This window comes from Streptomyces sp. NPDC054887 (genome assembly GCF_053610585.1).
The window spans coordinates 1-23546 of record NZ_JBSGYQ010000046.1 but is presented as its reverse complement, the minus strand read 5'-3'; the positions used below and the strand labels follow the sequence as shown (position 1 = coordinate 23546).

Genomic DNA, 23546 nt, shown 5'->3' with positions numbered 1-23546 from the left:
CCGTCGGGTCTTCCCTATGCAGGGCTTTTTGGCGTCGGCAAGGCGTAGGCCTTGAGAATATCAGCAACCTTGTTCAAATGATCCTGAAAATCGGCTTCCATGGCCTGCATGGCATTGGGTCTGTCCTTGCTCGGAACGAACGGTTCGACCTGTTCGCCTTTTCGGTAAGCCGTTGCGTAGGTTGTCCCCATCTTATCCGGCAGATAGGCGCGGATATAGCCTCCGCAGTCCGCGTGCCCCCTCGACTCGGAAGGGTGACCGCACGGCTCCCGCTCCGTATACAGGTGCGCGGGGACAAGAGGCTTCTGCCCCTTGGCTGCGCGGTCCTCGTTGAGGCGCTCGATCCAGCCGCCCAAGTGCGGTTCGGAGTGGTCGGGTCGTGGTCCCACGTAGTTGAACGAGCTGTCGGCCACGTAGTGGGTCTGTTTGGTTTCCGGGTCGTACACCTCCATGACGGCGAAATTGCGCCCAAGGAAATTCGGTTTCATGTCCTTGGTGGCGTCTACTACCTGATCGACCACGCTTTCGTCGTAGGTCCTGTCGAGGTAGTGGCGGGTGCGCTGTGCAGGATTGGCGGACGGGGCATTGGAGCCCACCACCTCGGAGAAACTCTTTCCGTTCGCGGCCGCGACGGCGGCCCTTGAATCCCGGTATTTATCGGCGTCGTTGCCCGGGAAGTTCGTCTGCCGCTTCTCGTCGCGCGGCCGGTGCGCCTCTCGTGCCTCTGTGGCGTCCTTCGACTCCGGCCAGTGGTAAGCGGACTGGCCGCCCTCGCGCCGGTACGGACTGGCGCCGACGCCCTGGTTCATGTGGAAGTCGTTGCTCAGGCGTGCCAGAACACCTACTGCCGCGGCCTGTTGGCCTCGGTTCAGATCGTTGAAGCCCGGGATGCGGTTGGCGAGGTCGTCGCGGCTCCAGGTCGTACCGTTTCTGCTTCCGTCAAGCAGGTCACGCAGCCCGGCGTTGTCGTTGTTCGCGAAGTCCCGCAGGGTGTCGTAGACCGGATCCAGGTCGATCTGCCGGATGTCCCGGTGCTCCCGGAAGTCCTGCTGTGCCTTGTCGCCGGCGACACCGTAATGCTGGTGATCCGGTTGCTGGTCTGCGTCGAACGGTGTGGAGCCCAGCCGCTCGGGGGCGGCCCCTGTATTGGGTTTGTCGCCCTCGTCGTCCTGGGACTCCTTTGTCTCATCGGGATCGGTTCCGGCAGGTTCGTCGGGCGCACTGCGGTCGGCGCCCGTGGAGGTCTCGGAAGTCTCCCGCTGCGGCTGCGTACCGTGGTCGGCGCGCTGGTGGGGCGTCACGGGCTGCCGGTTCGCGTCCAGCGGAATCGCGAAGACGCCGTTGTTTCCGCTGTGCAGCGGGCTGGGGCTGGTCCGTCCCGTTTGGGCGTCGATGTAGGTGATCTTGCCGTTGTGGTTGACGGCGTTCCACGCGTGGGCGCGGCCGTTCGCGTCCTGCGTGATGATCACGGCCTGGGAGCCGTGGCCGCTCTGGCGGAGGGTGTTCTCCAGGCGGTTGAAGGCGTCGCGGCCGTTGCCCATGTCGCTGAAGCGGGCGCCGAGGGTGTTCTCTATTCGGTCGCGGCCGCCCTTCTCGCCACGGTCCGAGGGGTTGCCGTTGGCATCCAGGTCCGGCGTGCGCGCGCCTGCAGCCGTGGGGTGGCCGGCGTAGGTGTCGACGGTGGACAGGGCGGTGTCGACACAGTTGTTGTTGCGGCCGGGTGTGTCGGGTCCGTCGCCGTTGATGTTCCGGACCCAGGGCCCGTCGGCCGGGTCCGGCGGGCGGGTGGGGTCGCCGTTCTCGTCCCGGGGAACGGAGTTCTCCAGGGCGTCCTGTTCCGCGCGCGTCGGGTCGGTGACGCCGCCCGGGGGTGTGTTGTCGCGGGTGGCCGAGGCCGGCGTGGAGGTGGCTTCGGACTGGTGGGGAGCGCTGGGGGTGCCCGGGGTGCTGCTGTTCGGCGGCGGCGCGCTTTCGGGCGTTTGGCTGGGGGTGGTGGCGTCCGGGGCGGCGGCCGGGCTCGGTGCCGCCGTCGGCGTGTGGGTGGGCGACGGGGTGTCCCTCGGCGGCGCGGGCTGCCTCGGGTCCTGGTGCGGGGTGGTCGATTCGGGACGATTCGAGTTGGACGTCGTCGGCGTCGTCCCTGGGGTGGGCGTACCGCTGTTCGGCGAGTTCGGCGAGTTCGGCGTGCTGGTGTTCGGTGTGTTCGCCTGCGGAGTCGGTGCCCGGCCGGACGAGGTTTCGGGTGTGGTGGTGGAACCGCCGGGTGTCGTGCCGGGGGCCGGCTGGTCGGGACCCGGGGTACGGGCGTCCGGCCCCGGGGTCCGGCTGTCCGGCGACGGTGTCGGCGTGGTTGACGCTGTCGGGCTCGGGGTGGACGAGAGGCCTGTGCTGGTTGGGCTCGGCGTAGAGCTCTGTTCCGAGCGGTTGCTGCCGGTGTCTCCGGCCGGGGGCGTGGCCTGGCCGGGCCGGCTGTCCGGGGTGCTGGAGTTACCGGTCGCGTCACCGGCCATGGACCGGCCCTCGGGGCCCGAAGAGTCGTTCTCGGGGGCGCTCTGCCCGTTCTCCGGCGACGGGGAGTCGTTGCTCCCCTCGTGCGAGTCGTCCGTCCCCGTTCCGGAGTCGTCGGTGGTCTGGTCGGAGTCGTCGGTCGTCCCGTCCGAGCCGTCCGTCTCGGTCTCCGGCGGGAGGATCGGGTTCCGGTCGGCGTCCAAGGGGATGTGCCAGACGTTTTCCGCGTCGGCGATGTGGAGCGGCTCGTGGCTTACCTCACCGCTCTGGGTGTCGACCCAGACGACGGTGCCGTTGTGGTTGACGACATTGAAGGCGTGGCCGCCGCTGCCGTCGGCCCAGTCCACATGCACGATGGCCGACGCGCCGTGACCGGCCTGCTCCAGGTCCCACGCGATGCCCGCTGCGGTGTCGGGGTCGTCGCCGGGCCCGGAGTAGGTGTACGGCGTGCCCGCCCAACGCATCTGATTCTCGTTCGCGTTGTTTTCCGGCGAGAACGGGTCGGGGTTTCCGTCCTCGTCGGCGTCCGGGGTGCGGGGGGCCGAGACCTGCGGGTTTCCGTACCAGGTCTCCAGGAAGGAGCGGGCGCAGTCGGCGCAGTTGTTGCTGCGCCCGGGCACCTCGTTGCCGCCGTCGTTCTGGAGCTGGCTCCAAGGGCCGAACGGGTCGGGGAACCGCTGAGGGGTGCCGTCAGGGTTCTTCGGCACGGCGTTCGCCAGGATCTGCTGGTCCTGCGGGTCGGGCTCCTCCAGCCCTCCTGGGGAGTGGTCCAAGTCGTCGCGGATGCCGTTGAAGCTGTCCGGCTCCGACTCCGGCTTGTCGGGCGTGCCGGGGTCGGCCTGCGGCGAACCGGGCTCCTGCTTCGGGCCGGACGGAGGGGTGCTCGACGCCTGTCCTGACGGAGTCGGGGTGGGCACCGCGGTGTGAATCGGTACCGCAGTCACCTGAGGTTGCTGTTGTTGCTGGTTAGGGGTGTTCGACGGCGTGCCGGGGTTGCTGCCGGCGGGTTGCTGCGGTGTGTTGGGTGTGTCCGGCCTGTTCGGCGTGTGGGGAGCGCTGCCCGCCGGCTGCTGCGGCCGTGGCGGGGCGGTGCTCGTACCCGGCTGCGACGCGGTCGGCCTGTTGCCGGCCGTCGGAGGCGCTGCGGCGTCGGGTGTACGAGCCGGAGTTCCGTTGCCGGGTGCGGCGGCTGCACCCGGCGTTGCCGCTGTCGTCGGGGTCGTGGGCGGCGTCGTGTTTGTGGGCGGCGCAGGCTGCCTCGGGTCCTGGGGCGGTACGGTGCGGCTCGGGTTCGTGCCGGGGCCGGGGCCGTCTGTCGAGTTCGGCGTGGTGGCCGTAGGGCCGGAAGGCCGCCCACTCGCCGGGGCCGGTGTGTTTTGAGGCGGCGTACGGCTGCCGTCCGAGCCTGGGGTGTTCGGGTTCGGAGTACGGCCCCCGGCCGAGCCAGGGGTGTTCTGGTTCGGGGTGCGGGGGTTCGCCCCGCCGGGGGTGCTCCCGTTCGGGCTCGTTACGGCGCCGGGCGTCGCGCCCGGGGTGCGGACGTCGGCCGACGGTGTCGGCGTGCGGGGCGGTGTCGACGGTGTCGGGCTCGGGGTGGAGGCGGGGCCCGTGCCGGTCGGGTTGGGGGTGCCCGGGGTGGTGGAGGGGGTCCTGGGCGGGCTTTGGGAGGGGTTCGGGCTGGTGGGGCTCGTACCGGACGGGGAGCCGCCAGGGGTGGTGTTCGTACCCGTACGTGCCCCCGCTCCGCCGTCCGCGGCCGTCGAGGGCGCCGTGGGCGAGGTCGGCATGGAGGAGTTGCCGTCCGGGCGCGGGCCCGCTGCGGTCGAAGGATCGGCCGTGGTGGGCGCCGGGGCGGCGTTCGACTGGGTGGGGATGCTGGCGGCGAGGCTGTCGATCGACGTACTGATCGAGCCGCCGCTGTTCGTGGCGGAGGGCGTGCTGCCGCCCGTCGGCGTGGGCGCCGACTGCGGGCTCGGTGAGGTGAGGCCGCCGGGGGATGACGAGCCGCCGCGGCTGTCGCCCGCACTGGGCGTGCTGCTGCTGCTGGTGTCCGCAGACGGGGAGGGGGACGGTGACGGTGCCGAACTGCTGGGTGACGGGTCGTCGAAGTCCGACAGCGTCGGCCGGGAGGGCGAGTTCGAGGAGGAAGGATTCTGCCCCCCGTCCGAGGCGCTGGGCGACGGGTTCGCGGTGCCGCTTCCCGTGTCGGTGCTGGGGAGATTCCCGAGGTCGGGGCCGCTGTAGGCCGCCGGCCCGTCCCCGTCGGCGGATATGCCTCCGCCGATGTTCGTGTTGCCCGTGTTCGGGTTCGCACGGGAGGTCGTCGACGTGTCCGAACTGGACGTGTCCGAGGAGTTCGAGGGCCCCGAGGCGTCGGAGGAGGTGGACGGCCCCGATGACCCTGACGAACCGGAGTTGGACGACGTGGACGAGTTCGACGAGCTGGACGATCCCGAGGTGCCGGACGACCCGCCGGCGTTGGACGAGGAGGCGTTCGACCCCGACGCCCCCGAGTTCGAAGAGCTCGAGCCGTCGGAGGAGGAGGAAGAAGAGGAGGAGGAGCCGTCACTCCCCGAGCCGCCGCCGTCGCCACCGTCACCGCTGCCCGTAGTGGGATTGTTGCGGTTGTTGTAGGCGTCCATGCTGCTGTTGTAGCCACTGTCGATGCCGTCGCGGACGCTGCTGCCGGCCCTCTTGCCCAGGCCGTCGCGCAGGCCCTCGGCGAACGTCTGCGGCGTCTGCTTGATGGCCTCCCAACCGCCCTTGGCCCCCTCCTTGACCGTCCTGCTGAGATCGAAGCCCTCCTGGGCGCCGAAGCCGACGTTCACGGACTGCCTGACCAGGTCGGTGACCATGGCCTGGACGGCGGAGACGGCCGGTTCCTTCATCGCTTCGACGATGGCCTCGATCAACGCGTCCTTGAGCGCGTCGAGGATGCGTCGTACGGCGAGTCTGGTGATCTGGGTGGCGGCCATACCGGCGGCGGCGGAAAGACCGAAGGTCACGACCGATGCGGCGGCCGCGGCGGCGATCTGGATGGCCAGCGCGATCAGCTGGACGATGATGGCGTACTTGGCGAACTCCACCACGTACGCAGCGGCCTCGAAGGCGTTCGCGATGATGTAGGCGGCTTCGGAGGCGTTGGCGAGGTAGCCGTCCGAGCCGTCGGAGAACTTCTTGTAGTGGGTCGTGAACTTGTCGATGGACTCGCCCGCGTTGTGCGCGACCACCGTCCGTGCGCTCGTGTCCGCACGTATTCGAAGCTTCTGGGCGTCGTCACCGAACTTCCGCCATAGCGCGGCGGAGTCTCTGAGCAGGTCCTCGTTCGCCGTCGGCCAGTTGTAGCCGAGCATCTTCAGGACCCACTCGAGCTCATCCGGCAACATCATCGCCACAGCGCGCCACACCCCCGATAGGCAGCCGCCGTACAACGTCCCCCAACGACAGGAGAATCACACGCTGTACAACCGCCCCCAGAGCTTACTAACCATCAGCGCCCGTGTCGGAGGCCGCTCCTGTCACAACCGTGCTGCGAACCGGGCAAGTTCGGTGAACAAGTTGTGTGTGCTGCCACGGCGACGGTGTGCCGGCGGTCCCTGCTGGCCCGGCTGGTGCTGTCGGCGGTCCCTACTCGCCCGCCTGACGCTGCCGCCGGTACAGCGCGATGGCCTTCTCCGTCGGGTAATTGGGGACGGTCACGGTCTCACCGGTGTCCTTGGCCACCACGATCTTGCTGCCGCCGGGCTGTGCCGGTTGCGGCCGGCCGGCCGCGTCGGTGGTCCGCGGGAAGGTCGCGTACACCAGGTAACCGATGTCGAACTCGTGGACGTGCATCGGGGCCGGTGTGCCGTCCGCCAGCTTGGGCTGGGCGTAACGGCTGCGGACGATCTCCAGAGCCTGCTCGGGAGTGGTGGGCGGGACCTGCGGCTCGGGGGTGGGGGTCTCCGGATTCATGGATGGTGTCCTTGCCTGACTCGCGTTGCCTTGAGTCTTGAGTGGGAACTCGCCGACACAACCGCCGCACAAGGGACGTGGGGCCATGTGTGTACGTACTGGACGTCGATCGTAAACGTGCGCCGACAGCCGGGCGGGGGCCTGCCCCGTACGGAGGGCCGACCGCCAAGCTCACACCTCGGCGTGTCGGCGCCGCACCGGCCCCAGCACCACCTCACACCGACTTGAAGCCGTCCACCTTCGCGCCGCCGTCCGCCTCGTGCTGCGACGTCAGCGCCGCGTACTTCGCGTCTTCCTCGATCTCGTGCTTCTCGTGCCGCACGCCCATCGCGGTGAACTTGATCCCCATGCCCGCCACCCGCTGCGCCAGACTCGGCATGGATTCCCTCATGCCGTCGCGCAGCCCCTCGTAGACGACGCCGAAGTGCTCGCCCATCTCGTCGTCGCCCCACGGCGGCGTCTTGCCCGAATCCTTCTCGATGGCGTTCAGCCCCTCGAAGAGGGCCTTCGCGGCAATGGCGAAGTCCTGCCCCACCTCGAACATGTGGAAGCCCTCGCCCTTGAGAACCGACGCATCGACCCTCACCCCGTCCCCAGCCACAACTGCCCCCCGTGTCCGCCACACCGCACGTCTGTCGCAGCGTCAGCCTAACGCGCGAGCCGCGCCCCCTCCAAGGGATACGAGGGAGGGGCGGCGCCCACCGGCCGCCGCCCCTCTCGTCACACGCGCACAGCCGCAGCCGTCAGAACCGCGAAGGCAGCCACCCCACCTGCACCATCTGCCCGCTCCGGCGCCGCGTGTGGAAGTACCCGCGCCCCGGCGGCAGTTGCGACGGTGAGATGCTGCCGAGCAGCGCGCCCTCCGACCGGTCGCCGGACATCACCAGACCCTGCGCCCCGAGCTCCCGCAGCCGCTGCATCACCGGCTCGTACAGCGACCGGCTCGCGCCGCCCGCCGAACGCGCGATGATGACGTGCAGGCCCACGTCACGGGCGTACGGCAGGTACTCCACCAGCGGCGACAGCGGGTTCATCCCGGTCGCCACCAGGTCGTAGTCGTCGATGATGACGTACGCGTCCGGGCTGTTGTACCAGCTGCGGTTGCGCAGCTGCTCCGGCGTCACGTCCGGACCCGGCATACGCCGGCTGAGCGACCCCGCGAGACCCTCCAGCGTCTCCGTGAGCGCCGGCGCGGACGCGCAGTAGCGCGACAGGTGCGAGTCCGGCACGGCCTCCAGGTGCGCACGCCGGTAGTCACCCATGACGATCTTCGCCTGCTCGGGCGTGTAGCGCTCGGTGATCTGCTTGATGAGCAGCCGCAGCACCGACGACTTCCCGGACTCGCTCTCACCGAACACGATGAAGTGCGGATCCGTCTCGAAGTCGATGAAGACCGGCGCGAGCGCCGACTCGTCGATGCCGAACGCGACACCGCGGTCCGGGTGCTCGAAGCCCTTCGGCAGCCGCTCCGCCTCCAGGATCCTCGGCAGCAGCCGCACCGCCGGAGCCGGGTTGCCCTGCCAGTTCTCGTTGATGCCCCGGATGAGTACGGCCGTCGCCTCCGCCAGGTCCTCCGTCTCCGAGGAGCCGTCGACCCGCGGCAGCGCCGTCATGAAGTGCAGCTTGTCCGGGCTCAGACCGCGACCGGGTACGGACGCCGGCACGTTCTGCGCCACCTTGCGGTCGATCTCCGACTCCGTCGGGTCGCCGAGCCGCAGCTCGATGCGGTTCTGGAGCATGTCCTTGAGCGCGGGCCGCACCTCGGTGTAGCGGCTCGCCGTCAGGATCACGTGCACACCGAAGCCGAGACCGCGCATCGCCATGTCCGTGATGCTCGCCTCGAGCATCTCGTAGTCCGTCTTGAACGTCGCCCAGCCGTCGATGACGAGGAACACGTCGCCCCACGGCTGGTCGGGCAGCTGCCCCGCCGCCCGGCGCTGGCGGTACGTCTGGATCGAGTCGACGTTGTTCGCGCGGAAGTACTCCTCACGCGCGTTCAGGATGCCCTCGACCTCGCTGACCGTACGACGGACCTTCTCGCCGTCGAGCCGGTTCGCGACCCCGCCGACGTGCGCCAGGTCCTCCATCGCGATCAGACCGCCACCGCCGAAGTCCAGGCAGTAGAACTGCACCTCGCTCGGCGTGTGCGTGAAGGCGAACGACGAGATGAGCGTACGCAGCAGAGTCGACTTGCCGGACTGCGGACCGCCCACGAACAGACCGTGACCCGCACCGCCGGAGAAGTCCCGGTACAGCACGTCGCGCCGCTGCTCGAACGGCTTGTCCACCAGACCGACGGGCACGTTGAGCCGCCCGAGCGCCGTGTACTCCGGTGCGGTCAGACCGCGCTCCGCCGTGACGGCCAGCGCCGGCAGCAGCTGCTCCAGCGAAGGCGCCTCCTCCAGCGGCGGCAGCCACACCTGGTGGGCCGGCGGCCCCTGGTTCTCCATCTTGGCGACGATCACGTCGAGCACGGTGTCCGCGAGGGCGTCGTCGACCCGGTTCCCGGCCTCCGGCTCCTCGACCACGGGCTGCGGCGGCAGCGCCACGTGCTGCGCCGTGAACAGCGCCGGGCGGAGCTGGGTGGAGCGGTGCACCCGCGAAGGACCCTCGCCGTGGTACGGACCCGACACGTACGCCGCCTTGAAGCGGACCATGGTGTCGGTGTCGTACCGCAGGTAGCCCGAACCCGGGATCGACGGCAGGTGGTACGCGTCCGGGACGCCGATCGCCGTACGCGACTCGGCGGCGGAGAACGTACGCAGGCCGATCCGGTACGACAGGTAGGTGTCCAGACCCCGCAGCTTGCCCTCCTCCAGACGCTGGGAGGCGAGCAGCAGGTGCACACCCAGCGAACGGCCGATGCGGCCGATCTGGATGAACATGTCGATGAAGTCGGGCTTCGCGGTGAGGAGTTCGGAGAACTCGTCGAGCACGATGACGAGCGAGGCCAGCGGTTCCAGCGCGGCGCCGGCCGCCCGCGCCTTCTCGTAGTCGTGGATGTTCGCGTAGTTGCCGGCCGTACGCAGCAGCTCCTGGCGGCGCTGCATCTCACCCATGATCGAGTCGCGCATGCGGTCGACGAGCGTCAGGTCGTCCGCCAGGTTGGTGATGACGGCCGCGGTGTGCGGCATGTCGACCATGCCCGCGAAGGTCGCGCCGCCCTTGAAGTCCGCGAGGATGAAGTTCAGCGTCTCCGAGGAGTGCGTCACCGCCAGACCGAGCACCAGCGTACGCAGCACCTCGGACTTGCCGGAGCCGGTCGCGCCGACGCACAGGCCGTGCGGGCCCATGCCCTCCTGCGACGCCTCCTTGAGGTCGAGCATGACCGGCTCGCCGTTCTCGCCGACACCGATCGGCACCCGCAGCCGCTCGTGCAGCGTGCGCGGACGCCAGGTGCGCGAGACGTCGACCGAGCCCGCGTCGCCGATCCCCATGAGGTCGGTGAAGTCCAGGTTGGACAGGAGGGGTTCGCCCTCCTCGGCGGTGCCGACCCGGAAGGCCGCGAGCTGGCGGGCCAGCGACTCGGCCTGCTCCTGGCTGAGCACGTCGGGCTTGCCGCTGTACGCCGACTCGTGGCCCACGTACAGCTTCATGCGGTCCGGCTTCACGTACGCGGTCAGACCGCCGCGCAGCTCGTCCTCCAGTTCACCGGGCGCGATCTCCAGGAACGTGACGCCCTGGAGCCCCTCCGCGCCGGCCAGGCCCGAGTCGGGCGGAACGGTGCCGCCGTCGAGCACCACGATCAGGTGCGGCTGGTCGTACACGGGGTTCGCGTCCCGGTTCCAGCGCGGCCGGTCGGCCAGCTGGTCCTCCAGCGCCTCCTCCAGCTCACCGAGGTCGTCGAACAGCAGCCGCGCCGAGCCCGCGCCGTCCTTGGCCTTCGGGTGCTGGCTGTGCGGCAGCCACTTGATCCAGTCCCAGTCCGCGGCGGCCGAGGGGTGCGCGACCACGGCGATCATCAGGTCTTCGGGGGAGTGCAGCGTCGCGAGCTGCGCGATCGCCGCACGGGCGTTGCCGTACACGGTGTCCGTGTCACCGGCCACCGCCACGTGGTAGAAGGCGCGCAGCGAGACGGAAACCGGCAGGTCGGCCAGGCTGCCGTGCGCGTCGAGGAACGCCTTCATGGCCGCCGCCGTCAGCGGCTCCAGCTCCTCCTTGGGAGCGGTCTCCGGCGCGGCCAGGGGAGTTGCCAGCTGCTGGCTGCCGAGGCCCATGCGTACGGACGCGAAGTCGGCGTCGGTCGGGCGGCGTTCCCACAGCCGCTTGCCGTCCGCCGCCAGCGCCCAGAGCTGGTCCGGGTCCGGGTGCTGGAAGAGCTGCGTACGGCGCTGGAGTTCGGCCGTCTTGTGCACGTCCTTGCGGACCTGCTCCAGGTAACGGAAGTAGTCGCGCCGGTCCTGCGCCATCCCCGCGCCGCCGCCCTGCCGGGACTTGGCGAACTGGGCGATGCCCATGGCGAGGGTAGAGGCCAGCATGAGCCCGCCGACCACCCGCATATAAGAGGGGAGGTTGGGCATGAAGAAGAAACCGACGGAACCCAGCATGCCCATCATCGGCAGCAGGTTCATCAGCACACTGTCGTCGCCCTCCCGCGGAATCTCTGGCGGCGACTCCAGCTTGACCTCGCCGTCCGGGACAGCAGGCGGCTGGATCCGCGGCTGCCGTTTGATGATGACGACGCTCACCGATGCACTCATCCTTCGCGATTGCTGTGTTTTCCTCCGGGTGCAACCCCCGGACCCCCGGCCCGAAAAGTAGGCACGCGTAGCCGCTGATCCTACTGTCACGCCCGTGACCGCAGGGAGGCAGGAGCGTGGAGATGCGGGGGAGTGCGAGGAGGAATGAGGGAGGCGGGCCCGGTACCCCCGTGAGTGGGCGATAAGGTGGCGCTCCGCGTCGTACGAGCGGCGCGGGGAAGCTTGTCTAGCAGGGGGAACTACCAGGTGAGCACGGGCACATCGACGGGTTTCTGCCGAGTCACCGTCGCAGCGCCGGACAGCCGTATCGACGTGGCGCTGCCGGAGGACCTGCCGATCCAGGACATCTACCCGGAGATCGTCAGGCTCTCGGGGATGGCCCAGTCGGACGGCAGCCTCGCCGGCTACCACCTCGTACGCCGCGACGGCCATGTCCTCGACGCGAGCCGTTCGTTGCTGGAACACCGCGTCAGGGACGGTGAGGTGCTGCTGCTGCGCACGTTCGCCGACTCCCTGCCGCCGGCCGTCCACGACGACGTCGTCGACGCGGTCGCCACCGCCGTCAAGCAGGATCTGCGCGGCTGGAACGACAACCTGATGCGGGTCGCCGGCCTCGTCTCCGGCGTACTGCTGCTGACGATGCTCGGCTTCGTCTTCTGGTTCGCCGATCCCCTGCGGCACGACATGCACGGCCTCCAGGGCATCGTCGCCGGAGTGGTCGCACTGACCCTGACCGCCCTCGCCGGCGTGCGCGGCCGGGTGTACGACGACAGGGCCTCCGCCGTCGCGCTGGGCATCGCCGCTCTGCCGCACGCGCTCATCGCGGGCTCCGGCGTCATCGGGCAGGACCCCGGCGAGGGCCCCGGCCGGCTCCAGTTCCTCGTCGGCTGCGTCGCCGTGCTGATCTTCTCCGTCGTACTGATCATGCTGCTGCCGCAGGGCGACGCCCCGTTCGTCGCCGCGGCGCTGGCCGCCGCGATCGGCACGCTCGCCGCGTTCGGCGGAGTGCTCACCGAGGCGCAGCCCCGCGAGATCGCCGCCGCCACCTCGGTCGTCGCTCTGGCCGTCGTCGGCTTCCTGCCGGGCTGGTCGGCCCGCTTCGCCAAGCTGCCGATCGGCTTCCGCAACCCCGAGGACCTGGCCAGGGCCCGCCGCGAGGGCCAGGAAGGCAGCCTGGAGGCCGTCGACGTACAGCGCATCGTCGCCCAGACCAGCCGCGGCCACGAGCTGCTGCTCGGCCTCGTCGGGGGCTGCGCCGTCGTCATCCTCGGGGCCGGCGGCGCCGTGCTCGGCTTCAGCGACAGCGGCTGGGCCCAGCTCATGGCCCTGGTCACCGCGCTGGCCGCGATGCTGCGGGCCCGCCTGTTCCGCTACACCGCCCAGGTCACCTGCCTGCTCGTGGCCGGCGTCCTCACCATGGGCCTGCTGATCCTCGGCCTCGCGATCTCGCCCCCCATGGAGATCCTCGTGGAGCTGGCCCGGGGCGACTCCTCGGCCGTCGACGCACGGACCCTGTGGCTCGGCGCCTCGGTCGCCGCCGGCGCGATGCTCCTGATCGCGATCGGGCTGATCGTGCCGCAGAAGGGCCTGTCGCCCTTCTGGGGCCGCATGCTCGACCTGGCCGACTCGCTGGTCCTGCTCTCCCTCATCCCCATCTGCCTCGCGGTCCTCGACGTGTACGCCAAGGTCCGCGGCGGTTTCTGACCCGCACCGCCCTCCGCCGCCGCTGTCAAGGGGCGCTCGCACTTGCTGGTAAGCTGCATGACGGCCGCTTGTGTATGCGCCCCCGGACAGCCGGAGGCTGCGCCCAGCGGATCCCCGCCTCCCGAGTAACGGAAGCTCCCCAGAGAATTCGACCTGGGGCACTCGATGGCAATACGAAGACCAAGAGGAGTACGCGTGCCGCTCGACGCCGCTACGAAGAAGCAGATCATGACCGAGTTCGCTCAGAAGGAAGGCGACACCGGCTCCCCCGAGGTCCAGGTCGCCATGCTTTCGCGCCGGATCTCGGACCTCACCGAGCACCTGAAGACGCACAAGCACGACCACCACTCGCGTCGTGGCCTGCTCATCCTGGTCGGCCAGCGCCGCCGCCTGCTGCAGTACCTGGCCAAGAAGGACATCCAGCGCTTCCGTGCCCTGGTCGACCGCCTCGGCATCCGCCGTGGCGCGGCCGGCGGCGCCAAGTAAGACGGACGACGTGAAGGGAGCGGTACCCCACTTCCAGGGGACCGCTCCCTTTGCTGTACGTGCGTGACCCACCGGACGCTCAGTAGTCTGGTCGTACAACGGAACACAGAACGAGCGAGAAGCGGCTTCCACGCCGCCGGTCCTCGGTAGTGGCCCCCGGAGCACATCGACACCGGGGTCTTCGATCGAAGACCGGCCCGCAGCTGAAGCGCTTCTCCGCCACTGTCCCCCCGCCACACGGGCGACGGGGACGAAAGACGAAAAGTATCGGAGATAACGCTAGTGGAGAACGAGACCCACTACGCCGAGGCCGTCATTGACAACGGTTCCTTCGGCACCCGCACCATCCGCTTCGAGACGGGTCGCCTGGCCAAGCAGGCCGCCGGCTCCGCCGTGGCGTACCTGGACGACGACACCATGGTGATGTCGGCCACCACCGCTTCCAAGAAGCCCAAGGACCAGCTCGACTTCTTCCCCCTGACGGTGGACGTCGAGGAGCGGATGTACGCAGCCGGAAAGATCCCCGGCTCCTTCTTCCGTCGTGAGGGCCGGCCCTCCGAGGACGCGATCCTCACCTGCCGCCTGATCGACCGCCCGCTGCGCCCCTCCTTCAAGAAGGGCCTGCGCAACGAGATCCAGATCGTCGAGACGATCATGGCGCTCAACCCCGACCACCTGTACGACGTGGTCGCGATCAACGCCGCCTCCTGCTCCACGATCCTGGCCGGCCTGCCCTTCTCCGGCCCGATCGGCGCCACCCGCGTGGCCCTGATCAAGGGCCAGTGGGTCGCCTTCCCGACGCACACCGAGCTCGAGGACGCCGTCTTCGACATGGTCGTCGCCGGTCGCGTCCTGGAGGACGGCGACGTCGCGATCATGATGGTCGAGGCCGAGGCCACCGAGAAGACCATCCAGCTCGTCAAGGACGGCGCCGACGCCCCGACCGAGGAGATCGTCGCCGCCGGTCTCGAGGCCGCGAAGCCGTTCATCAAGGTCCTCTGCAAGGCCCAGTCGGACCTCGCCGCCAAGGCCGCCAAGCCCACCGGCGAGTTCCCGGTCTTCCTCGAGTACCAGGACGACGTGCTGGAGGCGCTGACCGCCGCCGTCAAGTCCGAGCTCGCGCAGGCGCTCACCATCGCCGGCAAGCAGGAGCGCGAGAACGAGCTCGACCGCATCAAGGAGATCGCCGCCGAGAAGCTGCTCCCGCAGTTCGAGGGTCGCGAGAAGGAGATCTCCGGTGCGTACCGCGCGCTGACCAAGCACCTGGTCCGCGAGCGCGTCATCAAGGACAAGGTCCGCATCGACGGCCGCGGCGTCACGGACATCCGTACGCTGGCCGCCGAGGTCGAGGCCATCCCGCGCGTGCACGGCTCGGCGCTGTTCGAGCGTGGCGAGACCCAGATCCTGGGCGTCACCACCCTCAACATGCTCCGTATGGAGCAGCAGCTGGACACCCTCTCCCCGGTGACCCGCAAGCGCTACATGCACAACTACAACTTCCCGCCGTACTCCGTCGGCGAGACCGGCCGCGTGGGCTCGCCCAAGCGCCGCGAGATCGGCCATGGCGCGCTCGCCGAGCGCGCCATCGTGCCGGTGCTGCCGACGCGCGAGGAGTTCCCGTACGCGATCCGCCAGGTGTCCGAGGCTCTCGGCTCCAACGGCTCGACGTCCATGGGCTCGGTCTGCGCCTCCACCATGTCGCTGCTGAACGCCGGTGTGCCCCTCAAGGCCCCCGTCGCCGGTATCGCCATGGGCCTGATCTCCCAGGAGATCGACGGCAAGACGCACTACGTCGCCCTCACCGACATCCTCGGCGCCGAGGACGCGTTCGGCGACATGGACTTCAAGGTCGCCGGTACGAAGGAATTCGTCACCGCCCTCCAGCTCGACACCAAGCTGGACGGCATCCCGGCGTCCGTCCTGGCCGCGGCCCTCAAGCAGGCCCGCGACGCCCGCCTCCACATCCTCGACGTGATGATGGAAGCGATCGACACGCCGGACGAGATGTCCCCCAACGCCCCGCGGATCATCACCGTCAAGATCCCCGTGGACAAGATCGGCGAGGTCATCGGCCCCAAGGGCAAGATGATCAACCAGATCCAGGAGGACACCGGCGCCGACATCACGATCGAGGACGACGGCACCATCTACATCGGTGCCGCCGTGGGCTCGCAGGCCGAGGCCGCGCGCGCCACGATCAACTCGATCGCGAACCCGACCATGCCGGAGGTCGGCGAGCGCTACCTGGGTACGGTCGTCAAGACCACCACCTTCGGTGCCTTCGTCTCCCTGATGCCCGGCAAGGACGGTCTGCTGCACATCTCGCAGATCCGCAAGCTCGCCGGCGGCAAGCGCGTGGAGAACGTCGAGGACGTGCTCGGTGTGGGCCAGAAGGTCCAGGTCGAGATCGCCGAGATCGACTCCCGCGGCAAGCTCTCCCTCGTCCCCGTGATCGAGGGCGAAGAGGGCTCCGAGGCCGACAAGGACGACACCGACAAGTGACGTCCCGTAGTTCCGTGACGACGGCCCGCACCTCCTCGGAGGGGCGGGCCGTCGCCCGTACCCAAACGCTGCTCAAGGGCAGGAACGGCATCGGCACTGTCCGCAGGACCACCCTCCCGGGCGGTCTGCGCGTCGTGACCGAGACCCTGCCCTCCGTACGGTCGGCCACCTTCGGCATCTGGGCGCACGTCGGCTCCCGTGACGAGACGCCCTCGCTGAACGGCGCCACGCACTACCTGGAGCACCTGCTCTTCAAGGGCACCGACAGGCGCAGCGCCCTCGACATCTCCTCCGCGATCGACGCGGTCGGCGGCGAGATGAACGCCTTCACGGCGAAGGAGTACACGTGCTACTACGCCCGTGTACTGGACACCGACCTCCCCCTCGCCATCGACATCGTCTGCGACATGCTGACGGGGTCCCTGATCAGGTCCGAGGACGTGGACGCCGAGCGCGGTGTCATCCTCGAAGAGATCGCGATGACGGAGGACGACCCGGGTGACGTCGTCCACGACCTGTTCGCGAAGACCATGTTCGGCGACACCCCGCTGGGCCGCCCGGTCCTCGGCACCGTCGACACCGTCGAGGCGCTCTCCGCGGACCGCATCCGCCGCTTCTACAAGAAGCACTACGACCCGACGCACCTCGTCGTCGCCGCGGCCGGCAACGTCGACCACGCCACCGTCGTACGCCAGGTCCGCAGGGCCTTCGAGCGCGCCGGCGCCCTGTCCCGTACGGACGCGGTCCCGCTCGACCCGCGCGACGGTTCCCGCGTCATCCGCACCGCCGGCCGCGTCGAGCACCTGAACCGCAGGACCGAGCAGGCGCACGTCGTCCTCGGCATGCCGGGCCTGTCCCGCACCGACGACCGCCGCTGGGCGCTCGGCGTGCTGAACACCGCCCTCGGCGGCGGCATGTCGTCCCGCCTCTTCCAGGAGGTACGGGAGAAGCGCGGCCTGGCCTACAGCGTGTACTCGTACACGTCGAGCTTCGCCGACTGCGGACTCTTCGGCGTGTACGCGGGCTGCCGGCCGGCCCAGGTCCACGATGTCCTGAAGATCTGCCGCGACGAACTCGAGAAGGTCGCCGCGGACGGTCTGCCCGACGAGGAGATCGACCGCGCCGTCGGCCAGCTCTCCGGCTCCACGGTCCTCGGCCTGGAGGACACCGGCGCGCTCATGAACCGCATCGGCAAGAGCGAGCTGGCCTGGGGCGAGCACATCTCCGTCGACGACATGCTCGCCCGGATGGCGGCGGTGACGCCCGACGAGGTACGGGAGGTGGCCGCCGAGGTCCTGGGCCACCGGCCGTCGCTGTCGGTCATCGGTCCGCTGAAGGACAAACAGGCGGACCGCCTGCACGAATCAGTCGCCTAGAGCCCTCCAGAAAGAAGCAAGCAATGAGCAAGCTGCGCGTGGCCGTCCTGGGTGCCAAGGGCCGTATCGGCTCCGAGGCCGTACGGGCCGTCGAGGCCGCCGAGGACATGGAACTGGTGGCGGCGCTGAGCCGGGGCGACAAGCTCGAAGCCCTCGTCGAAGCCGACGCCCAGGTCGTCGTCGAGCTGACCACGCCCGCGTCGGTGATGGGCAACCTCGACTTCTGCGTACGCCACGGCATCCACGCCGTCGTCGGCACCACCGGCTGGACCGACGAACGCCTCGCGCAGCTCCGCTCCTGGCTCGCCGCCTTCCCGGAGACCGGCGTGCTCATCGCGCCGAACTTCTCCATCGGCGCCGTCCTCACCATGAAGTTCGCCCAGCAGGCCGCGCCGTACTTCGAATCCGTCGAGGTCGTCGAGCTGCACCACCCGAACAAGGCCGACGCCCCCTCGGGCACCGCCACCCGCACCGCCCAGCTCATCGCCGCGGCGCGCGCCGAGGCCGGCAGCGCCCCGCAGCCGGACGCCACGACCACGGCGCTCGACGGCGCCCGCGGCGCGGACGTGGACGGCGTGCCCGTGCACGCGATCCGCCTGCGTGGCCTCCTCGCCCACCAGGAAGTGCTCCTCGGTGGCGAGGGCGAGACCCTGACCATCCGGCACGACTCCCTGCACCACAGCAGCTTCATGCCGGGCATCCTGCTCGGCGCGCGCCGCGTGGTCACCACTCCCGGCCTCACCTTCGGCCTGGAAAACTTCCTCGACCTGAACTGACGGCAGCCAGAACCATGCGCGCAAAGATCACGTACTTCGTCCTCGCCGCCGTCCTGGTCGTCTACTTCGTCCTGGCCGGCAGCCGCGGGTACTTCCTCGTCCGGGAAGGCACCGTCCTCACCGTCACCTTCGGCGTCGCGGTGCTGATCCTCCCCGCGATCGGCATGTGGTTCCTCTGGCACACCACACGGTTCGCCCGCAGGGCCGACGCCCTGGCCGCCGAGCTGGACGCGGAGGGCGGCCTGCCCGTCGACGAGCTCGTACGTACGCCCAGTGGCCGTATCGACCGCGACTCGGCCGACGAGGTCTTCGCCCGCCGCCGCGCGGAGACCGAGGACGCCCCGGACGACTGGCGCTCCTGGTTCCGCCTCGCCGTCGCCTACCACGACGCGCGGGACACCCCGCGCGCCCGCAAGGCGATGCAGCGGGCGATCGCCCTCCACGACGGCAGGTAGCGGGCACACGGGAGAGGGGGGCGTCCGGCCGGACGCCCCCCTCTGCCATGCCCGCCGCCGTTTCAGACCGGCCGGTACTCGGCGCCCCACGCCTCGACCGTGTCGGCCGCCCGGTCGAAGGCCTCCAGGCGCGCCAGGAAGTCGGCGTTGTGGTCCGTGAGCAGCTGGAGCCGCTCACCGTCGCTCCCGACCAGTACGAGCGCCTGCCCCTGCACCGTGCGCGGCAGACCGAGCCACCGCACCGGCTGCTGGACCGTACGCACGTCCGTCGCCCGGCTCCACGGCACCGTGGTCGTGGAGAGGAACCGCACCCGCCGCAGTCCGTGCCTGCTGACCCAGGCGCCCACGCGCAGCAACCGCAGCGCGCAGACGATCACCACGACGGCCAGGCCCATGCACGCCGCCGCGCCCGGACCCGCCCCGGTGAAAGCGATGATCATCGCTGCCAGCAGGACGAAGGACGCGAGGAGCAGCAGCAGGGCTGCCGCTGCCACCCGCCAGGGGCCGGGGCGGTACGGCCGGCGCCATTGATCGTGATCGTCGAAGGGCAGCGCGACGTCGTCGGACGCCTCACCGGACGCTTCAAAAGCACGGTCGGCCGTCAGGAAGGGCAGGGGCACGACTGATCCTCACTCACCAGCACGCTCGATTGGGCTGTGCCCGGTGAGGCTACCCAGAGGGTATTCGCCCGGCCACCCCAGGGGGCCCGGACGAGTCACCGCCCGTCGGCGGCCTCGGATTTCTGCGTGACGCCCGGCCCCTGGGCGGGGTCGAGGGCGGGAAGCCCGAAGAGCAGCGATCCCACCAGTCCGGCGACGACGGTGAGACCGATGAGCGTACGTCCGACGACCTCGGACACGCTCGGACGTTCGGGGGGCGGAGGGGTGACGTTACTGCGGAATCGGTCGGCCTCTGCAACGAATGCGAAGGGGACGGACTCTCGCCGGCGCAACATGGGGCGCACTCCTTTGCTCTTTTTGATTGGTACTGGGGCTTCTACAGGGACAGACGTACAAAGCTGTCGCTTGGTGCCCGATTTCCCTGATTCGGCCGAACAATGTCCCCCGGGTGCCGCCGGACCGGCGAGCCGGCCCCGGCCCGTAGAGTGTGGGGCGCCCCAGAGACGTACACGGAAGGACCCGCCGGTGCCCCCCACCCCCCATGAGACCGCCAAGCCCGACTTCCGGAGCGATGTCACGGTCGACCTGGTCAAGCACACCGCCGCGGACTCCGACGTCCTGTGGGCCGCCCGTGTCTCGACCGCCGGCGAGCAGTCCCTGGAGGAGCTGAGCAAGGACCCGGAGCGCTCCAAGGGGCTCATCAACTACTTGATGCGCGACCGTCACGGCAGTCCCTTCGAGCACAACTCGATGACGTTCTTCATCAGCGCCCCGATCTTCGTCTTCCGCGAGTTCATGCGGCACCGCGTCGGATGGTCGTACAACGAGGAATCCGGCCGCTACAGGGAGCTGGAACCGGTCTTCTACGTCCCCGGTGAGTCCCGCAAGCTCGTCCAGCAGGGCCGCCCGGGCAAGTACGAGTTCGTCGAGGGCACCCCGGAGCAGCAGAAGCTCACGACCCGCGCCATGGAGGACTCCTACCGCCAGGCGTACGACGCCTACCAGGAGATGCTCGCCGCCGGAGTCGCCCGCGAGGTCGCCCGCGCGGTGCTCCCCGTCGGCCTGTACTCCTCGATGTACGCCACCTGCAACGCGCGCTCGCTCATGCACTTCCTCGGCCTGCGCACCCAGCACGAGCTGGCCAGGGTGCCGTCCTTCCCGCAGCGCGAGATCGAGATGGTGGGAGAGCAGATGGAGGCCCAGTGGGCCAAGCTCATGCCCCTCACCTACGCGGCCTTCAACGCCAACGGACGGGTCGCGCCGTAAGGCCCGTGCACGGGCCCGAGGACAGATGTACGGATCCACCGTCCGAAGTGTCCGTATTGCCGCAGTTCGAGAATTTCATCTAGGCTGATCAAACGGACCCGGCACTGCTTGAACCCCCGAGCAGGCAGTGCCGGGTTCCACCTCTCCCGTACGTCCGACCTCCCCCGAGGGGACACCACGCGTTGAGCAGCGAGTAGCGTGTTACCCATGGCTCCGATCTCCACTTCGCAGACCCCCTTCGGGCGAGTCCTCACCGCCATGGTCACGCCCTTCACGGCGGACGGCGCACTCGACCTCGACGGCGCCCAGCGCCTTGCCGCCCACCTCGTGGACGCCGGCAACGACGGGCTGATCGTCAACGGCACCACCGGCGAGTCGCCGACCACCAGCGACGCGGAGAAAAACGACCTCGTACGGGCCGTACTGGAAGCAGTCGGACACCGCGCCCACGTCGTCGCCGGAGTCGGCACCAACGACACCCGGCACAGCCTCGAGCTGGCCCGCGCCGCCGAGCGCACCGGCGCGCACGGCCTGCTCGCCGTGACGCCGTACTACAACAAGCCCCCGCAAGAGGGACTGCTCCGCCACTTCACGGCGATCGCCGACGCCACCGAGCTCCCCGTGATGCTCTACGACATCCCGGGCCGCAGCGGCGTGCCGATCAACACCGAGACACTCGTCCGGCTGGCCGAGCACCCGCGGATCGTCGCCAACAAGGACGCCAAGGGCGACCTCGGCCGCGCCAGCTGGGCCATCGCCCAGAGCGGCCTCGCCTGGTACTCCGGCGACGACATGCTGAACCTCCCCCTCCTGTCCGTCGGCGCCGTCGGCTTCGTCTCGGTCGTGGGCCACGTGGTCACCCCCGAACTGCGCGCCCTCCTCGAAGCGCACCTCGCCGGCGACGTACGCAAGGCGACGGAGATCCACCAGCGGCTGCTCCCGGTCTACACCGGCATGTTCCGCACCCAGGGCGTCATGACCACCAAGGCCGCCCTCGCACTCCAGGGGCTGCCCGCCGGCCCGCTGCGTCTCCCGATGGTCGAGCTGACGCCGGACGAAGAGGCACAGCTCAAGCGGGACCTCGCCGCCGGCGGAGTGGCGCTCTGAACAGACTTCACAACTGAATACGCAGGAATCCCACACACAACAGCAAGTGCACGAATGTCATGCGCGCCACGTGCCCTCAGCGGTACGTGGCGTGTGTGGTGAGGAGAGTCTTTTGAGTCATCCGCATCCGGAACTCGGTACCCCGCCCAAGCTCCCCAAGGGCGGTCTGCGCGTCACCCCCCTCGGCGGCCTCGGCGAGATCGGCCGCAACATGACGGTCTTCGAGTACGGCGGCCGCCTGCTCGTCGTCGACTGCGGCGTCCTCTTCCCCGAGGAGGAGCAGCCCGGCATCGATCTCATCCTGCCGGACTTCACGTCCATCAAGGACCGCCTCGACGACATCGAGGGCATCGTGCTCACGCACGGCCACGAGGACCACATCGGCGGCGTCCCCTTCCTGCTCCGCCTGAAGCCGGACATCCCGCTGATCGGCTCCAAGCTGACCCTCGCGCTCATCGAGGCGAAGCTCCAGGAGCACCGCATCCGCCCGTACACCCTCGAAGTCACCGAGGGCCACCGCGAGCGCGTCGGCCCCTTCGACTGCGAGTTCGTGGCCGTCAACCACTCCATCCCGGACGCGCTGGCCGTCGCCATCCGCACCCCGGCGGGCATGGTCGTCCACACCGGCGACTTCAAGATGGACCAGCTCCCGCTGGACCGCCGCCTCACCGACCTCCCGAAATTCGCCAAGCTCGGCGAGGAGGGCATCGACCTCCTCCTGTCCGACTCGACGAACGCCGAGGTCCCCGGCTTCGTCCCGCCCGAGCGCGACATCTCGAACGTCCTGCGCACGGTCTTCGCGAACGCCCAGAAGCGCATCATCGTGGCCAGCTTCGCCAGCCACGTGCACCGCATCCAGCAGATCCTCGACGCCGCCCACGAGTACGGCCGCCGCGTGGCCTTCGTCGGCCGCTCGATGGTCCGCAACATGGGCATCGCCCGCGACCTGGGCTACCTGAAGGTCCCGGCCGGCCTGGTCGTCGACGTCAAGACGCTCGACGACCTCCCCGACCACGAGGTCGTACTGGTCTGCACGGGCTCCCAGGGCGAGCCGATGGCCGCGCTGTCCCGCATGGCCAACCGCGACCACCAGATCCGCATCGTCCAGGGCGACACCGTCATCCTGGCCTCGTCCCTCATCCCGGGCAACGAGAACGCCGTCTACCGGGTGATCAACGGCCTGACCCGCTGGGGCGCCAACGTCGTCCACAAGGGCAACGCCAAGGTCCACGTCTCGGGCCACGCCTCGGCCGGCGAGCTGCTGTACTTCTACAACATCTGCAAGCCGAAGAACCTGATGCCGGTCCACGGCGAATGGCGCCACCTGCGTGCCAACGCCGAGCTCGGAGCCCTGACGGGCGTGCCCAAGGACCACATCGTCATCGCCGAGGACGGCGTGGTGGTCGACCTGGTCGACGGCCGCGCGAGAATCGTCGGCAAGGTCCAGGCCGGGTACGTGTACGTGGACGGCCTCTCGGTCGGCGACGTCACCGAGACGCACCTGAAAGACCGCCGCATCCTGGGCGAGGAGGGCTTCATCTCGGTCTTCGTCGTCGTCGACACCGCCACCGGCAAGGTGGTGGGCGGCCCGAACATCCACGCCCGCGGCTCCGGCATCGACGACTCCGCCTTCGCGGGCGTCGTCCCGCGGATGGAAGAGGTCATCGCCAAGTCGGCCCAGGACGGCGTCCTGGAGACGCACCAGATCCAGCAGCTCATCCGCCGCACGGTGGGCAAGTGGGTCTCCGACACCTACCGCCGGCGTCCGATGATCGTCCCGGTCGTCGTCGAGGTCTGACGGCCCAACTCGGAGCGGAGCCCCTCGATTTGCATCGAGGCGCTCCGCTCCAGTACGTTTGCGACTCCTCCTGAACGGGAAGCCCGGCGCACTGGTGCGTCCGTGGGTCACCCGATCGGGACGGGAATTCCGACTCAGAACTTCTGATAAAGTCGGAACCGCCGGAAAGGGAAACGCGAAAGCGAAGAACTGGAAAGCGCCGAGGAAGTCGGACACGAAAGAGTCTGATAGAGTCGGAAACACGAAATGCCGAACGAAAGCCCGGAGGAAAGCCCGAGAGGGTGAGTACAAAGG

18 protein-coding genes and 1 pseudogene are annotated in these 23546 nt (G+C 69.5%); 12 read left to right on the top strand and 7 right to left on the bottom strand.

The window, feature by feature from the left end; all coding sequences use genetic code 11:
* Positions 1-14: 14 nt before the first annotated feature.
* A complete protein-coding gene (locus tag ACWGH0_RS24060) occupies positions 15-3128 on the bottom strand; it encodes a toxin glutamine deamidase domain-containing protein (RefSeq protein ID WP_453406310.1) in 3114 nt (1037 codons plus the stop codon).
* Between the two features lie 790 nt (positions 3129-3918).
* Between ACWGH0_RS24060 and ACWGH0_RS24055 the strand changes: the two genes are divergently transcribed.
* From ACWGH0_RS24055 to ACWGH0_RS24045, 3 genes are all read left to right on the top strand, one after another.
* Entirely contained in the window at positions 3919-4752 is an 834-nt protein-coding gene (locus ACWGH0_RS24055) for a hypothetical protein (protein ID WP_453406313.1), read from the top strand.
* Between the two features lie 39 nt (positions 4753-4791).
* Positions 4792-5142: a hypothetical protein gene (locus ACWGH0_RS24050; protein WP_453406312.1), complete on the top strand. Its 351-nt coding sequence runs from the start codon at positions 4792-4794 to the stop codon at positions 5140-5142.
* Between the two features lie 129 nt (positions 5143-5271).
* Entirely contained in the window at positions 5272-5634 is a 363-nt protein-coding gene (locus tag ACWGH0_RS24045) for a hypothetical protein (protein WP_453406311.1), read from the top strand.
* Here ACWGH0_RS24045 and ACWGH0_RS24040 read toward each other — a convergent pair.
* The 4 genes and pseudogenes from ACWGH0_RS24040 to eccCa all read right to left on the bottom strand — a co-directional run.
* A pseudogene (locus ACWGH0_RS24040) lies at positions 5517-5861 on the bottom strand (WXG100-like domain-containing protein); the annotation flags it as partial. The gene ACWGH0_RS24045 and the pseudogene ACWGH0_RS24040 overlap by 118 nt on opposite strands.
* 274 nt (positions 5862-6135) lie before the next feature.
* On the bottom strand, positions 6136-6462 hold the full coding sequence (locus ACWGH0_RS24035) for a hypothetical protein (RefSeq protein ID WP_453406280.1): 327 nt from the start codon (positions 6460-6462) through the stop codon (positions 6136-6138).
* Positions 6463-6676: 214 nt separating this feature from the next.
* Complete coding sequence (locus ACWGH0_RS24030; protein WP_453406279.1) at positions 6677-7048, bottom strand: hypothetical protein; 372 nt, start codon at positions 7046-7048, stop codon at positions 6677-6679.
* A gap of 157 nt (positions 7049-7205) precedes the next feature.
* Complete coding sequence (eccCa, locus tag ACWGH0_RS24025) at positions 7206-11150, bottom strand: type VII secretion protein EccCa (protein WP_453406278.1); 3945 nt, start codon at positions 11148-11150, stop codon at positions 7206-7208.
* 258 nt (positions 11151-11408) lie between these two features.
* Here eccCa and eccD point away from each other — a divergent pair, with 258 nt between their 5' ends.
* The 6 genes from eccD (at position 11409) to ACWGH0_RS23995 (ending at position 18461) form a co-directional block, all read left to right on the top strand.
* Positions 11409-12866: a type VII secretion integral membrane protein EccD gene (gene eccD / locus ACWGH0_RS24020; protein ID WP_453406277.1), complete on the top strand. Its 1458-nt coding sequence runs from the start codon at positions 11409-11411 to the stop codon at positions 12864-12866.
* Between the two features lie 195 nt (positions 12867-13061).
* The gene (gene rpsO, locus ACWGH0_RS24015) at positions 13062-13352 is read left to right on the top strand and encodes a 30S ribosomal protein S15 (RefSeq protein ID WP_018551846.1); all 291 of its coding nucleotides are present in this window, start codon (positions 13062-13064) and stop codon (positions 13350-13352) included.
* 282 nt (positions 13353-13634) lie between these two features.
* A complete protein-coding gene (locus tag ACWGH0_RS24010) occupies positions 13635-15854 on the top strand; it encodes a polyribonucleotide nucleotidyltransferase (protein WP_453406276.1) in 2220 nt (739 codons plus the stop codon).
* Positions 15851-17230 carry a M16 family metallopeptidase gene (locus ACWGH0_RS24005; protein ID WP_453406275.1) on the top strand — a complete coding sequence of 460 codons (1380 nt, stop codon included), beginning with the start codon at positions 15851-15853 and terminating at the stop codon, positions 17228-17230. The genes ACWGH0_RS24010 and ACWGH0_RS24005 overlap by 4 nt, the downstream gene beginning before the upstream one ends.
* A 23-nt stretch (positions 17231-17253) precedes the next feature.
* A complete protein-coding gene (gene dapB / locus ACWGH0_RS24000; protein WP_453406274.1) occupies positions 17254-18006 on the top strand; it encodes a 4-hydroxy-tetrahydrodipicolinate reductase in 753 nt (250 codons plus the stop codon).
* Between the two features lie 14 nt (positions 18007-18020).
* Positions 18021-18461 carry a hypothetical protein gene (locus ACWGH0_RS23995; RefSeq protein WP_453406273.1) on the top strand — a complete coding sequence of 147 codons (441 nt, stop codon included), beginning with the start codon at positions 18021-18023 and terminating at the stop codon, positions 18459-18461.
* 62 nt (positions 18462-18523) lie between these two features.
* Here the strand turns inward: ACWGH0_RS23995 and ACWGH0_RS23990 are convergent, their stop codons facing one another.
* Both ACWGH0_RS23990 and ACWGH0_RS23985 read right to left on the bottom strand, forming a co-directional pair.
* The gene (locus tag ACWGH0_RS23990) at positions 18524-19081 is read right to left on the bottom strand and encodes a hypothetical protein (protein ID WP_453406272.1); all 558 of its coding nucleotides are present in this window, start codon (positions 19079-19081) and stop codon (positions 18524-18526) included.
* Between the two features lie 95 nt (positions 19082-19176).
* Positions 19177-19416: a hypothetical protein gene (locus ACWGH0_RS23985; RefSeq protein ID WP_138895371.1), complete on the bottom strand. Its 240-nt coding sequence runs from the start codon at positions 19414-19416 to the stop codon at positions 19177-19179.
* Between the two features lie 190 nt (positions 19417-19606).
* On the opposite strand from ACWGH0_RS23985, the gene thyX reads away from it, so the two are divergent.
* The 3 genes from thyX (at position 19607) to ACWGH0_RS23970 (ending at position 23252) form a co-directional block, all read left to right on the top strand.
* The gene (thyX, locus tag ACWGH0_RS23980; protein ID WP_453406271.1) at positions 19607-20347 is read left to right on the top strand and encodes an FAD-dependent thymidylate synthase; all 741 of its coding nucleotides are present in this window, start codon (positions 19607-19609) and stop codon (positions 20345-20347) included.
* Between the two features lie 207 nt (positions 20348-20554).
* A complete protein-coding gene (gene dapA, locus ACWGH0_RS23975) occupies positions 20555-21454 on the top strand; it encodes a 4-hydroxy-tetrahydrodipicolinate synthase (protein ID WP_453406270.1) in 900 nt (299 codons plus the stop codon).
* A gap of 112 nt (positions 21455-21566) precedes the next feature.
* The gene (locus tag ACWGH0_RS23970) at positions 21567-23252 is read left to right on the top strand and encodes a ribonuclease J (RefSeq protein ID WP_453406269.1); all 1686 of its coding nucleotides are present in this window, start codon (positions 21567-21569) and stop codon (positions 23250-23252) included.
* Positions 23253-23546: the final 294 nt, after the last annotated feature.